The organism is Marinilabilia salmonicolor JCM 21150 (genome assembly GCF_000259075.1).
Lineage (GTDB): Bacteria > Bacteroidota > Bacteroidia > Bacteroidales > Marinilabiliaceae > Marinilabilia > Marinilabilia salmonicolor.
In genome coordinates this window covers 1-14,629 of record NZ_AJKI01000003.1, presented here as the reverse complement: position 1 = coordinate 14,629, position 14,629 = coordinate 1, and the positions used below count along the sequence as shown (strand labels likewise).

The 14,629-nt window shown below is 42.8% G+C and carries 14 protein-coding genes; 9 read left to right on the top strand and 5 right to left on the bottom strand.

Annotation, left to right across the window (positions count from 1 at the left end; genetic code table 11):
* Positions 1-159: 159 nt before the first annotated feature.
* Positions 160-1,302 carry a carboxynorspermidine decarboxylase gene (nspC, locus tag W7W_RS0103475; RefSeq protein WP_010662453.1) on the top strand — a complete coding sequence of 381 codons (1,143 nt, stop codon included), beginning with the start codon at positions 160-162 and terminating at the stop codon, positions 1,300-1,302.
* Positions 1,303-1,364: 62 nt separating this feature from the next.
* On the opposite strand, the gene W7W_RS0103470 is transcribed toward nspC, so the two are convergent.
* Together W7W_RS0103470 and W7W_RS0103465 are read right to left on the bottom strand one after the other, a co-directional pair.
* Positions 1,365-3,002 carry an AMP-binding protein gene (locus W7W_RS0103470; protein ID WP_010662452.1) on the bottom strand — a complete coding sequence of 546 codons (1,638 nt, stop codon included), beginning with the start codon at positions 3,000-3,002 and terminating at the stop codon, positions 1,365-1,367.
* A gap of 39 nt (positions 3,003-3,041) precedes the next feature.
* Complete coding sequence (locus W7W_RS0103465; protein ID WP_010662451.1) at positions 3,042-3,605, bottom strand: helix-turn-helix domain-containing protein; 564 nt, start codon at positions 3,603-3,605, stop codon at positions 3,042-3,044.
* 594 nt (positions 3,606-4,199) lie between these two features.
* Here W7W_RS0103465 and W7W_RS0103460 point away from each other — a divergent pair.
* The 8 genes from W7W_RS0103460 to W7W_RS0103425 all read left to right on the top strand — a co-directional run bounded on the left by W7W_RS0103460 (position 4,200) and on the right by W7W_RS0103425 (position 12,897).
* Positions 4,200-4,811, top strand: a complete 612-nt coding sequence (locus W7W_RS0103460) for an HAD family hydrolase (RefSeq protein WP_010662450.1) — start codon at positions 4,200-4,202, stop codon at positions 4,809-4,811.
* A 131-nt stretch (positions 4,812-4,942) separates the two neighbouring features.
* The gene (locus W7W_RS0103455) at positions 4,943-6,439 is read left to right on the top strand and encodes a glutamine synthetase family protein (RefSeq protein WP_010662449.1); all 1,497 of its coding nucleotides are present in this window, start codon (positions 4,943-4,945) and stop codon (positions 6,437-6,439) included.
* A 143-nt stretch (positions 6,440-6,582) separates the two neighbouring features.
* Positions 6,583-8,268, top strand: a complete 1,686-nt coding sequence (locus W7W_RS0103450; protein WP_010662448.1) for a BCCT family transporter — start codon at positions 6,583-6,585, stop codon at positions 8,266-8,268.
* A gap of 25 nt (positions 8,269-8,293) precedes the next feature.
* Positions 8,294-9,211, top strand: a complete 918-nt coding sequence (locus W7W_RS0103445; RefSeq protein ID WP_025006799.1) for a universal stress protein — start codon at positions 8,294-8,296, stop codon at positions 9,209-9,211.
* A 90-nt stretch (positions 9,212-9,301) separates the two neighbouring features.
* Positions 9,302-10,198: a glycine betaine ABC transporter substrate-binding protein gene (locus tag W7W_RS21605; protein ID WP_010662446.1), complete on the top strand. Its 897-nt coding sequence runs from the start codon at positions 9,302-9,304 to the stop codon at positions 10,196-10,198.
* Between the two features lie 100 nt (positions 10,199-10,298).
* Positions 10,299-11,123 (top strand): aldo/keto reductase, encoded by an 825-nt coding sequence (locus W7W_RS0103435; RefSeq protein WP_010662445.1) that lies wholly within the window; start codon positions 10,299-10,301, stop codon positions 11,121-11,123.
* A gap of 78 nt (positions 11,124-11,201) precedes the next feature.
* Positions 11,202-11,438, top strand: a complete 237-nt coding sequence (locus tag W7W_RS0103430) for a DUF3820 family protein (protein ID WP_010662444.1) — start codon at positions 11,202-11,204, stop codon at positions 11,436-11,438.
* A 145-nt stretch (positions 11,439-11,583) separates the two neighbouring features.
* Positions 11,584-12,897 (top strand): carboxypeptidase-like regulatory domain-containing protein, encoded by a 1,314-nt coding sequence (locus tag W7W_RS0103425; RefSeq protein WP_010662443.1) that lies wholly within the window; start codon positions 11,584-11,586, stop codon positions 12,895-12,897.
* A 13-nt stretch (positions 12,898-12,910) separates the two neighbouring features.
* Here W7W_RS0103425 and W7W_RS23420 read toward each other — a convergent pair whose 3' ends face one another.
* The 3 genes from W7W_RS23420 to W7W_RS0103410 form a co-directional block, all read right to left on the bottom strand.
* Positions 12,911-13,057, bottom strand: coding sequence for a hypothetical protein (locus tag W7W_RS23420; protein WP_157202435.1), 147 nt, complete (start codon positions 13,055-13,057; stop codon positions 12,911-12,913).
* A 246-nt stretch (positions 13,058-13,303) separates the two neighbouring features.
* Positions 13,304-13,534: a hypothetical protein gene (locus W7W_RS0103415; protein ID WP_010662442.1), complete on the bottom strand. Its 231-nt coding sequence runs from the start codon at positions 13,532-13,534 to the stop codon at positions 13,304-13,306.
* A 171-nt stretch (positions 13,535-13,705) separates the two neighbouring features.
* Positions 13,706-14,188: a hypothetical protein gene (locus tag W7W_RS0103410; RefSeq protein ID WP_010662441.1), complete on the bottom strand. Its 483-nt coding sequence runs from the start codon at positions 14,186-14,188 to the stop codon at positions 13,706-13,708.
* Between the last annotated feature and the right edge of the window lie 441 nt (positions 14,189-14,629).

Below are 14,629 nucleotides of genomic sequence, written 5' to 3'. Positions count from 1 at the left end.
AAATAACCAAAGATTTCTTTCCAGGATGGTTTCTCAATGCCTTGCAATTGCAAAATATTAATCGAAATCATGAAATGCAACCCAGGTTCCCTTTCCAAACAAAACCATTTGTCAGCAAACAATTCTCTGCTATATTTGTCGTTTACTAAAAACAGCAGAATGAGCATCAATATCAATCAGGTTCCCTCGCCAGCCTATGTGATGGATGAGGCTTTATTGCGCAAAAACCTTGAACTTATAAAAAGTGTCCGTGACAGGGCCGGAATAGAAATAATACTTGCATTCAAGGCCTTTTCGTTGTGGCCGGCATTTCCCATCGTAAGGGAGTACATTCCCGGCGCCACCGCCAGCTCCATTCACGAGGCCCGCCTTGCTTTTGAGGAAATGGGAAGCCCGGCACATACCTACAGCCCGGCCTATACAGAAGATGATTTTCCGGGCATCATGCAGTACAGCAGCCACATCACGTTTAATTCCATCAATCAATACGAACGGTTCAGGAAGTTCCTTCAGAATCATAATAAACACATCTCCCCGGGCTTACGTATCAACCCGGAATATTCGGAAGTCTCCACCGATTTGTACAACCCCTGTTCTCCCGGTTCTCGACTGGGAATCATTGCGGACCAGATTCCTGATCAGCTTCCTGAAGGAATAGAAGGCTTGCATTTTCATGCTTTGTGCGAATCATCGAGCGATGAACTGGAAAAGATATTGGAAAATGTAGAGACTAAATTCGGGAAGCAGCTTAATCAGATTAAATGGCTCAATATGGGCGGAGGTCACCTGATGACCCGCAAAGACTATGATGTAGAACATCTGATTCATACCCTGAAAGCCTTCAAAGAAAAATGGAATCTGCACATTATTCTGGAACCCGGCAGTGCATTTGCCTGGGAAACAGGAGTTCTGGTATCTGAGGTGATGGACATAGTAGAAAACCACGGTATCCAAACGGCTATTCTAAATGTCAGCTTCACTGCCCATATGCCCGATTGTCTGGAGATGCCCTACAAACCGCGCATTAGGGGCGCTTACCACGAACCGGTAAAAGGTTTACCGACTTACCGCATGGGTGGTAACAGTTGTCTGGCAGGCGATTTTATCGGCTACTGGTCGTTCGACGAACCCCTCAAACCGGGAGATAAAGTTGTTTTTGAAGATATGATTCATTACACCATTGTAAAAACCACCATGTTTAACGGGGTTCCGCATCCATCCATCGCCTTTTGGAACAATACGGAAGGGCTGAAAGTTGTCCGGAAGTTTGGTTATGAGGATTACAAGTCGCGAATGGGGTAAGTTGAAAAAGTGTTTTACAGGCGTATTTTGGTTTTGCCAAAATACGCCTGTAAAACACAAATCTATTTCGCCATTTCCGCCCCCATATCCCGGAGCTTATATTTCTGAATCTTGCCACTGGCTGTTTTCGGAAAATCATCAACAAAAAATACATGTTTGGGAATTTTGTACCGTGATATTTTTCCGCGGCAGAAATCCTGGACAACCTCTTCGGTAAGAGATTTGCCGCTTTTCAGCTTAATGAAAGCCCCCACAATCTCACCGTACTTTTCATCCGGAATACCAACTACTTCCACCATCTCCACTTCAGGCATATTGTAAATGTAGTTTTCAATCTCACGCGGATAGATATTCTCCCCGCCCCGGATTATCATGTCTTTGATACGCCCGGTGATTTTGTAAAAACCATCCTGCGTTCTCACTGCCAGGTCGCCCGAGTGTAACCAGCCTTCCTTATCAATTGCCTTTTGGGTAGCCTCCGGATTGTTGTAATAACCTTTCATCACATTGTAACCGCGGCAACAGATTTCACCTTGCTGTTCGGACTCAAGTTCTTCTCCCGTTTCCGGATCAACAATTTTCACCTCTACTCCGGGAAGTTCTTTCCCAACGGTAGTAGCCCTGATTTCCGGCTCATCAAAAGTTCTTGTTGTGGTCATCCCGGGTGACGATTCTGTCAAACCGTAAACAATGATAATGTCATCACAATGCATTTTGGTCATCACCTCTTTCATGGTATCAATGGGACACAATGAGCCAGCCATTATACCTGTTCTCAGGGAAGAGAGGTCAAACATATCAAACATGGGATGATTGAGTTCGGCAATAAACATGGTAGGCACTCCGTAAATGGAAGTACATTTCTCCTTTTGCACGGCGGCGAGGACTTTCAAAGGGTCAAAATCCTCGGTAATAACCATACTCACCCCATGTGTTATGACAGCACAAACACCAAGCACACAACCAAAGCAGTGAAAAAGAGGAACCGGCAACAACAATCTGTCTTTTGGGGTATATTTCATATTGTCGCCTACCCCGAGTCCGTTGTTCACTATATTATGATGCGTCAACATAACCCCTTTTGGGAACCCGGTGGTTCCCGAAGTATACTGCATATTCACCACATCGTGGCAGGTCACCTGCTGCTTGCGCTCCAGCAGAGTAGCATCATCAACATGATTGCCCAATGTCAGAATTTCAGGGGTATTATACATTCCCCGGTGTTTCTGGGGACCCAGAAACATAACATTATGAAGTTCAGGAAATTTCTCACTTTTCAGATGGCCCCGTTGAGAGGTTTTCAATTCGGGTACCAACTGAAACACCATATCCACATAATCACTGTCACGATACCCGTCAATCAGACAAAGTGTATTCAGATCTGCATTCTTTATGAGATATTCCAGTTCCGCGAGCTTATAATTGGTGTTGATGGTAACCAAAATAGCGCCAATCTTGGCTGTGGCAAACATCAGTGTTGTCCAGTCGGGTACATTATTGGCCCAGATACCTACTTTATCACCCTTTTGGACTCCAATGGCCATCAATCCTTTGGCCATTTTATCCACACGGTCATTAAATTCGCTGTAGGAGAAGCGCAGACCACGATCCGGGTAAACCATAAAATCATGTTCAGGCATCTCACCGGACCACTTCTCAAGCAGTCCGCCCAGCGTATCTTCGGTTAATTGAAAAGACATAAGTAAATTTTTCGGATGAGTTGATAAACAATTATTGCATTAAACAGGCAGATAAACAACCGCCAACACCAGTGCTTTCTCAGTACCCGTTGCGGATACTTTATGATCCACAATGGAATCATAATAGATGGTATCCCCCTCTTTCAACTCATACTTTTCTTTTCCGTAGGTGACTTCCAGCGTACCCTTCAACACATATAAGAACTCCTCTCCTTCGTGTGATGAAGATCCGGAATTGAACTCATCACCGGGCTGAACCTCAATAAGAAAAGGATCCATATGCCGATCACTTTTTTGTCTGGCAAGAGAGGAAAAAGCAAGATTTTCCCTTGGCTGCGATCCTGCCGCATTCATATTATCGGAAGGGCCATTCTCCCCTTTTCTGGAAACAACAGCGCCGGTTTCTTCCTGATCATCAAGAAAAGTTCCCAGGCGCACCCCGAATACACGAGCCAGCTTAATCAATGTTCCAAGTGCAGGAGCAACCTCACCGGCCTCTATTCTGGCCAATTGTTGTTCATCCAGTTGAGTCCTTTGTGCCACCTCTTTGAGGTCTAATTTCTTATCCTCTCTTTGTAATTTGATTTTCTCTCCGGGTTTCATTAGTGTATAATTTGATTATTAAAAATCTAATGGAACTCGTCCCGAGTAATCGGGACTCGTTTCATTCGTTAAATATTTGATGTTTATTAGGACTAACCTGATTAATTCACAAATTATCTATTACGATACTCAACTACCAGCGAAATTCAAGAGTCCTCAGCAAATTTAATTTGAAAATAGTTCACTATTTCCTTCTTCAAATTTGCCTGCGGTTTCTTATATTTCCTGGTATTTGAGCATCTCATAACGAAAATCCATAAAACGAAGTTCGACGAAGTCAATTATTCAGGCTAAAGGAAATGGTTCCGATTCTTCGAAACAAACTTCTGTAAAAGCATCTTTTAAGGTAAGATCCGGACAAAACCACGAACCGTTACTTATTTATGAACAAGCAAAAAATGAATTAAAATTGACAAATTGACTTCAAAAGAACGGTTTTTTGAAAAAATATACAAGATTTTAGCATTTTTTGTTTTCATTCATAAGCAAAGCTATGTCATTTGATAATCATTAACAGCCATTAATGTTCCGGTAACACCGGGCCTCATTCCAATTCATTATCTTTGCTTTCTGAATAAAGACAATAATTTCGAGATGCAAAATAACATTCAAATTCTTCCGGGAGTAAAAGGACTAATTTTTGACCTGGATGGAACGATTGCCGACACCATGCCGGCACATTTTATTGCATGGCGTGACACATTAAAAAAACATGGTATTGATTTCACCACAGACCTATTCATGGAGCTTGCCGGAATTCCGCTTTATGGCACTGTGGAGAAACTCAACGGGATGTTTAATAAAAACATTGACCCGGTGCAAATGGGTGAAGAAAAGGAAGATATCTTCAGGGCAACCATTCATCGAACTAAAATTATTGAACCTGTGGCTGACATCATCAGAAAATATCATGGGAAACTTCCCATGTCGGTAGGTACAGGGGGACAAAGGAGCATTGCCGAGCAAACATTGAAAGTGGTGGGCATGGACAGGTATTTCGATATTCTGGTTACTTCTGATGACATTTCCAATCCCAAACCACATCCGGAAACTTTTCTCAGATGTGCAGAACAAATGGGCGTTGCCCCTCATGAGTGTCAGGTATTTGAAGACGGAATTCTGGGTATGAATGCAGCCCGGGAAGCAGGTATGAAAATTACCGATGTTACCGAATACTATGAGGTAACCATCGGACAGGAAGCCTGACAAAAATCAAGTCCTAACATCTTTTATTTCTGATGTTTCTCAGTTTTTTCATGACACAATATCCTTAAGTTAGATTCCATATTGCAACAGGCGAATGCAGTCTGCTTCTATAAACTTTTAAGGACAAAATCATGGAACAACAATTTAATTTCAGCCCCAATCCACTGGCCAAATTTCTGAAGAAACAACCGGAACAGTTTACCCGGGAAGACATCATCAGTTATATGACAGGCAATGATATCAGGCTGCTAAACTTCAGATATCCGGGAGAGGACGGACGGCTAAAAACGCTCAATTTTGCCATTCACAGTGTTGACCATCTCAACAAGATTCTGACTTTCGGCGAACGCGTGGATGGTTCATCACTTTTTTCGTTCATGGAAACAGGAAGCAGTGATTTGTATGTAATCCCCAGATATCAGACTGCTTTTCTGAATCCCTTTTCTGAGATTCCATCCGTGGAAATACTTTGTTCGTTTTTTGACCATACGGGTAACCTGCTGGAACTGGCTCCCGAAAACATTCTCCGAAACGCATCCCGTTATTTCAATGAATCTACTGGGCTGGAGATGAAAATGCTCGGGGAACTGGAGTATTATGTCAACAGTCCCACAGATAGTCTTTTTCAGGCCACCGACCAGAAAGGGTATCACGAATCGGAGCCATTTGCCAAATTTGAATGGATGCGTAAAGAAGCCCTGCGCCTGATTGCTGAATGCGGAGGCCAAATAAAATACGGACACTCCGAAGTGGGAAATTTCACCAAAGAAGATGAAGCCTTTGAACAGCACGAAATTGAATTTCTTCCCACCTCTCCGGAAATGGCGGCAGATCAGATTCTCATTGCCAAATGGATTCTAAGAATGCTGGCAGATCAACTAAATGTAGAAATCAGTTTTGCTCCCAAAATCAGTACAGGCAAAGCCGGAAACGGGCTGCATTTTCACATGATGATTCTCAAAGATGATCAAAACATCGTCATGGAAAACGAGCATCTCAGCACAACCACAAAAAAAATCATTGCAGGAATTCTGGATTTAGCCGACGCGCTCACCGCTTTTGGGAATACAGTGCCTACCTCATATCTACGGCTGGTACCCAATCAGGAAGCTCCAACTTATATTTGCTGGGGAGAACGAAATCGGTCGGCACTGGTGAGGATCCCATTGGGATGGACGGGCGGAAACAATATGGCTGAAATCGTAAATCCGGGAATGACAAAGGATACCAAAAGCCCGACTAACCAGACTCAGACTTTTGAATTCAGGGTTCCCGACGGAAGTGCAAATATCCATCTGATAATGGCAGGTTTGTTAATCTCTGCCGTACACGGACTGAAAATGAATGATGCTCTGGAACAAGCAGAAAGTCTGTATGTCAAGGGTAACATCTTTCACACATCTGACTTTAAAAATCTGAATCAGTTGCCCGCTTCCTGTTATGAGTCGGCTGAACGCCTCGATGAGAAAAGAGATGTATTTATAGGAAGTGGTGTATTTCCACGGTTAATAATTACCCACACCATCGATAAACTAAAAAACTTCAATGACATCAACATCCGAAATGAAATTGCTCATGATAAAGAGAGAGAACGGGAATTAGTAATCAAGCACATCCATTGCCAATAATCTAACTGACAAGTAGTTACTTTTCACACAGGGAAGAAGTTTGTTAAAAAAAACACAATTTCTTCCCTGTTTATTTATAAAAGTTCATAACTTAAAGCTTCCAAACGGTGACGAAAATTTAATTGCAACCAAACGAGTAAAGTATGGACGATAAAAACACCCCCACCTCTCCCCATGAGGGCGAGGAGCACCTGATCAGCAAAAACAAGTATTTTGATGTGGACGGTCCTGTTTTCTGGCCTTCTGCAGTTTTGATTGTGGCCTTTATTGTAGTTACACTGGCCATCGGAGCTCCCATGAATAAAATTTTTGCCACCATTCAAACCAGTATATCAGACAATGGTGGATGGTTTTTTATTCTATCAGTCAACCTGTTTTTGTTTTTTATCCTTTTTCTGGCATTCAGCAAATATGGAAAAATAAGACTCGGAGGACCCGAAGCGAAACCTGAATTTTCCAAAGGAGGCTGGTTTGCCATGCTCTTCAGTGCCGGTATGGGTATCGGTATTTTGTTCTGGAGTGTTGGCGAACCCATCAGTCACTTTGTGAATCCCCCCATGGGCGAACCCAGAACAGTTGAAGCTGCCAAACATGCCATGCAAACCACGTTTCTTCACTGGGGACTTCATGCCTGGGGCATTTACGCGCTGGTGGGTATGGCCCTGGCGTTTTTTACCTTCAATAAAAAACTTCCGCTGACCATCAGTTCCATTTTTTATCCGCTCTTGGGAGAACGCGTCAATGGCCCTCTGGGGAAGGGCATCAATGTACTGGCGGTTGTTTCCACACTGTTTGGACTGGCCACCTCGCTGGGGTTAGGAGTTCAGCAAGTCAGCGCCGGACTTGCACATTTGGTAAACCTCCCGGACACCATCACCGTTCAGGTCATTCTGATCACGGTGATTACACTTGGAGCCACAGCGTCAGTGGTTGCAGGCCTTGATGCCGGAGTAAAACGCCTGAGTGAAATAAACATAGTACTGGCAGCCATATTTTTAATATTTATAATTATCGTTGGCCCCACCCTGTTTATTTTAGATTCATTTACCCAGAATGCAGGTTATTACATCCAGAGTTTCTTCGAAATCAGCTTCTGGACAGAGACCTATCAGCAATCTGACTGGCAAAATGGCTGGACAGTATTTTACTGGGCATGGTGGATCAGCTGGTCACCTTTTGTGGGAATGTTTATTGCACGAATTTCAAGAGGTCGCACACTACGGGAGTTTGTTCTGGGAGTACTGATTGTACCTACCCTGCTTACTTTTCTGTGGCTTTCCGCCTTTGGAGGAAGTGCCATCTTCCTGGAGTTAAACTCTATGGCCGATATCGCCACAGCCGTCAGGGAAAATGTAGCCACCTCGCTGTATATACTACTCGAGCAGTACCCGATTTCCTCCATTACCTCACTGGTGGGAGTTTTGCTGGTAACCAGCTTTTTCATAACCTCTTCCGATTCAGGATCTCTGGTAGTTGACAGCCTTACAGCCGGCGGAAAGCTGGATGCACCGGTTCCACAACGGGTTTTCTGGGCATTGACAGAGGGAGCCGTAGCAGCAGTATTATTGATTGGCGGAGGTCTCGGGGCTCTTCAGACGGCTTCCATCATTACAGGGTTACCATTTGCACTTATCCTGATCATACTGATGTTCAGTTTACTCAAAGGTTTACAGGAAGAACATGGCATCATGCAGTCAGTCATTAAAAAACGCGAACGTGAAAATTATCAAAAGGTTATTGGCGAATTGATTCGTAAGCGGGAAGCTTCACGTCATGCAAAACAACCTTCAGGCACCGAAGCCCCGTCAGATAAGAAAAATGAAAAATAATACCGATCTTAAAAAGTCTAGCATTATGAACAAGAAATTCAATAAAATACTGGTCTGCCTGGACCTCACAGAAATGGATGATTTTCTGTTTCGCTACACCAACTTTATCGTGGATACCTTTACACCTTCATCGGTAGTATTTATGCATGTGATGCACCCTGTGGAAATCCCTGATGAAATCAAATCATCATTTCCCGGGTTCAATGAACCGGTGGACCAACTAGTACGCGAAGAACTGGAAGAGAAAGCCAAGGAACTGTTCAATGCCAAAGTAGATTTCTCGATTCAGGTTAAGCAGGGGCTCACGACCGAAACCATTGTGGGATACGCAAAAAACAATAAGATAGACCTCGCGATTATGGGGAAGAAGATAGGCTACACCGGAGAGGGTGGAATTACCCGCAAAGTCACGAGCCTGATCCCCTCCTCCGTACTGCTGGTTACCGAAACAGCCCCTTACAACATCAACCACCTTTGGGTACGCATGGACTTTTCCAAAATCTCCATCGAAGCACTCAAAATGGCTCAGTCAATTAAAGAACAAACAGGAGCTAAGGTCACCTGCCACAATGTTTTTAAACTGCCGTTAAACTATTTTCCACAGCAAACCGAGAAACAGGAAAAAAGGCTGCTGGATCAGATGACCAAACACGGCAGAAAAGAATATCAGAAAATCATCAAGAAACTGAACATCAAAGAGGAAGAATTTCCCTGTGAATTCAGCATGAATAAAGAAGGCGGAGAAGCTCAGATTCTTTATCACAAAGCGGTTCAAAACCAGGCCGATCTGATTTTGTCAGGATCAAAAATGAAATCAGGCCTTACGCATGTCATTCTCGACAACACTTCTGAGAAGCTTGCAGGAGGTGGCAAAACACTTCCGGTACTGATTGTCAAGGACAAAAAATTGTCCACCGGAATTCTGGAACGTATCTTTGATTGAAAGCCCAAAAATTACTGATAATCAACACAAAGCAGGCTTTCATGAACAACAAATTGAAAACCAACGAATTCTCTAACAAAGAAAAAAAGCATGAAACGAACAATCTCCAATATGATCTCACTTATGCTTTCCGGCATAGTCATTTCGGGCATAATGGTTTCCTGTAACTACACCAAACCCTCACAGGAAGAAGAGGACAAACGTGTGGTAAAACTCAATTATACCGACTGGACCGAAAGTGTGGCCATTACCATGATGGCTGCCACTGTTCTGGAAGAGAAGATGGGATACGAAGTAGAATTGAAACTGACAGATGTGGAATCGGCCTATCAGGAAGTTGCCGGTCAGCAGGCCGACTTCTTTCCGGATGCCTGGCTTCCTCACACCCAGCGTCAATATTTCGAGAAGCACAAAAATGAAATCGACACCATCGGAATTGTATTTCAAAGTCCCAAAACAGGACTGGTGGTCCCTGATTACAGCAAATATGTCTCAATCACCGACCTGACCGGAGACACCATCCCCATTGTGGGTATTGACGCCGGAGCCGGTATCATGACATCCACGGACAGAGCCATCAAGCACTACAAACTTAACAACCGATTGCTCACCGGTTCGGATGACCAAATGACCTTTCAAATGACCGATTCCATAAAGCGTCGTAGAGAGATCGTAGTAACAGGCTGGGAACCTCACTGGATATTCAGTCGTCATGATGTGCGGTTTTTGGAAGACCCGGACAATATATTCCCTACCGACGAGCATATTTATGTAGTCGGAAACAAAAAAAGTATCGAAGAACATCCTCATGCTGCCGAGTTCTTCAGACGAATGAAACTTACCGATAAACAATTCAACAGCCTGATTGACCAGGTAAAAATGGCCACCGATCCGGTCAACGGCATTCATCAGTGGATGGAAAAAAACAAATTTATCGTCAACAAATGGGTTAAAGACCTGCAACCAGAACGACTTAAAGTAATGTAATACCATTTAAAACATAAAATAAAAACCCGTTTTTATAGCTGTCAGGCAACCAACAAAACGGGTTTTCTTTTGTTTTAAATACAAAAAACACAATACCATTATGCGAATAACAGACTTAAACGGTACAGTAGAATTGGCCAACGGAATCAAAATGCCCTACCTGGGATTAGGCGTTTTCCAAACCCCCAACGACGAAATAAAAAACGCTGTCCATGCTGCCCTGGACTTCGGTTATCGCCACATTGACACCGCCGCATTTTACGAAAACGAAAACGGTCTGGGAGAAGCCATCAAATCACACTCCATTGCGCGAAAGGACCTTTTTATTACCAGCAAGGTGTGGAATACCGATCAGGGGTATGATGAAACGATAAGGGCTTTCGGAGAGTCATTGAAAAAACTGCAAACCGATTACCTGGATCTTTACCTGGTTCACTGGCCCATCAAAGGCAAATACACAGATACCTGGCGTGCCCTGGAAACTTTATACGAAGAAGGACGCGTACGGGCCATCGGGGTCAGCAACTTCCTGCAGCACCATTTGGAAGATGTGATGGCCTCAGGGAAAATTGTGCCCATGGTCAATCAAATGGAATTTCATCCGCAGCTGGTCCAACAGGATCTTATCGATTTCTGTAAAAAACACAGTATCCAATACGAAGCATGGAGCCCGTTGATGCAAGGGGGAATATTTGAAATCGATTTGCTGAAAAATCTTTCTGAAAAATACGGTAAAAGCATCGCCCAGATTGTGCTTAGGTGGGATCTTCAGAAAGGAATAGTAACCATTCCCAAAAGCGTCAGAAAAACCCGCATCGAAGAAAATGCATCCATCTTTGATTTCGAAATTTCGGAAGAAGACATGAAAAAAATTGATGCATTGGACTGCGACGAACGAATCGGACCTCATCCGGATAGAATCTAACATCAAATATTCCTACATTTGCCCGGACATTAGCACTCCCAATGTCCGGGCTTTTTTATTACCTCAAAAATCATATTAATGGAACCAACTCCACAAATTAATTCAGGAATTCTCAAGGAACTGATAACAAACCGCATGCCCTACGGTAAATATAAAGGGCTCAGAATATGCGACCTGCCCGAACCATACCTGGTATGGATGTCACAGAAAGGATGGCCCAACGGGAAATTGGGGATGCTTCTGGGAACCATTTACGAAATAAAACTCAATGGACTGGAATACCTGCTCAAGCCCATGAAACAAATGTATCGTTAATGGCAAATAAAAAATTCAATTTCCAATAAGGGTTTTCCGGCATCCCGGTGTCTATATGTTGAAAAGGATGAATAACAACATCCATCGCTGTTAACAACGATTAAAATAGCATTCTGCATAATAATGAACACCAAAAACTGATGCCATGAAAACAAACAGATTTAATACCCGCACAGGTTTTCGATTCATATTGGTCTTAGTAGCCATGATTTCGATGACCGCCACTGCAACATATGCTTCTTCAGTATTTGAAGAAGAAGAACAGTTGCCCGACACCACCAAATTTTTACTGCTCCGGGGAAGTGTCGAAGATGAAGACTCCGGCGATCCCCTGGCCTTTGCCACAGTGGCTATTGAAGGAACAAACATTGCCACCGTAAGTAACTCAAGTGGTAATTTCTCTTTAAAGGTTCCCAAAGAGAAATCAAACGAACAAATCCGCATCTCTTTTATTGGATATGAGAAGAAATATGTGCCGGTTTCGACCTTCCGGCATGGGCGAAACACCATTGAACTGAAGATGATTACAGTTCCTTTGGTAGAAGTTTCCGTTTTCCCTTCTGACCCTAATCTGCTGATCAGAGCCGTACTGAACCGGAGAGATGAGAACTACCTGTCCGAACCCACAAAAATGACAGCTTTTTACCGCGAGACAATCAAGAAAGGCTGGTCTTACGTTTCTCTTTCCGAAGCAGTAGTCGATGTCTATAAGTTTTCGTACGACAATCCGCGCGAAGACCGGGTAAAACTACACATCGGAAGAAAAAGCACGGATTATGAAAAACTGGATACGGTAGCCTTTAAACTGCAGGGCGGCCCTTATACAGCCACCATGCTGGACATCATGAAAGACCCGTACCTGTTGTTTGACAATGACATGATTGACTATTACAACTTCAAGATCAGTAATATTACACGCATTGAAGATCGAACAATCTATGTATTGAGTTTTGAACAGAAACCCTCAGTTAAGATTCCGCTTTTCTATGGAAAACTTTATGTGGACACCGAAAATCTGGCGGTAACAAGAGCAGTTTTTAACATGAACACAGAAGATAAAGATGAAGTGGCCAGAATGTTTATCCGAAAAAAACCTTTTGGCGCCCGGGTTTATCCCACCGAGGCCTCCTATATTGTCAATTACCGGCAAAATGAAGATGGGAAATGGTACTTCGGATACAGCCGTGGTCAGGCTTCCTTTAAAATCAACTGGCGCAGAAAACTCTTTAATACCAATTACCACACCACCCTGGAGATGGCCATTACCGATTGGGATGTTACCAATGAAGATCCTTTCAGAGGTTCAGACAGACTTAAGATTAACGCCATCATGGAAGATGAAGTCAGTGGTTTTTCTGATCCGGATTTCTGGGGCGACTACAATGTCATTGAACCCGAACAGCCTATTGAGAACGTAATAAAAAAGATTCAGAAAAAGCTTATCCGGGAAGACATCTAAGGAAACAGGCCGTCTACGAATTGACGGCCTCTCCTAACCCATCCCTGGAAGAAGGATTGGATTCTTTGTAATAGAAAAAGGTTTTAAGCGAGGGGAAACCGTTGACAGGAAGAATACTGAAGAAAAACCCTCCTTTACAGATTGTGTAAGATTTTTGCAAAGACCCAGGTTTTTGAATGTGATCCATTGAAGCCAGTTAGCGTTTTACAGAACAATAGCCAAAAAACAACAGGGGTTGTACAAAGAAAGATGTACAACCCCTGTCTTTATTTTAACTTACCATATACATAAAGCCGCAAACGGGTCAACAGGCTGAAAGCTATTACTCTATGACCATTGGCCTTTATTATGAATAAAACAAGTTATTTTTCTCAATTCACAAAACAAAGATGATTAAAGCCGGACATTAAAAATCATCGTCATCGAACCCGTCCTCAAGATCCTCATCGAAATCATTGTCAAAGTCTTCGTCGTAATCTTCATCAAAGTCTTCGTCAATATCTTCATCGAAATTTTCATCATCCAGGTCTTCCTCTCCCCACTCATAATCATCATCTTCACCGAAATCATCATCATCAATCTCGGGATCATCGTAACGAAATGCCACGGGATCAACCTTTAAAATACTCTTTTCCATGCAATTACAAATATAAAAATTACGCGATAAATTTATACATTCAATTCAATATATTGCAAAAGATCAGAACTTTTTTTTTCATCCGTTTAAAATCTACTTATTACGGTCGGATGGAACTCGCATTTAGGAATTTATACATGTTCACTTGTGACAATCGTTGCCATGCTCGTTTCATTCTTCTTCTTCGCCGGGCCAGATCAGTTCTTCCTCGTCTTCATCCCAATACGGCCCCCATTGAATCTCGGAAAGAATCCCATTATCGAACCATAAATTAAGACTTACATCCAACAAAGTTGCAATCTGCTGACTGTTATCCTCATCGTCCGACAACTCCTCTATGGAAACATCACCCAATCCAAGTAATTCTATCTGATCCATTACTTCCTGTTGGCTCAACCCTATAAGATCTACCCCCTCAAAAGTATATTCATCAGAACTAACTGCCAGGGATGTCAGTCGCCAGTCTTCCATCTGATCAAAGGAAGCCGACAACTCTATTTCATCATAGTGCCAGGCTTCAGACGTATCTTCAGCTAAATCTTCATTTTCCATAACCTCAATTTCATCCGGCTCTCCCATGATTGCTTTAAATTCCTCACGGGTCATTCCAAACTGAAGATTATCGACACCTTTTCCTAGTTCAATATTTTTCATTGTTTCAAGATTTTGTATTGTAAATCAAATTTAATCATTAATGCCGAACTATGCATACTTTATTAACCTGGTCTATTCATAAGTTTTCGTCATGAGATGTTCAAATACCAATAAATACGGGCAACCGCAAAGATAATTGATGAAGGGAATAAAAATTTATTTTCAAGTCAATTTTATTGAGGACGCCTGTATTTAGCCGGTAGTTGAACATTGTAATAGATAATTTATGAAACGAAGCTCGACGAAGTCAATTATTCAGTCCTCCCAAAAGCCTCGCTTTTTCCTTTTAAAGAAATACATAATGCCACTTTGACAAGATTAGGCTGTGCTTTTTTAAGGCCGAAGTTCTTTAAGCAATAGCCTGGGGCAACGTCCCAGAAAAATTGTAATACCTCTCCTCCCGCGGTTTATTGGTCGCGTCTCGACCAATAAACCGCGGGG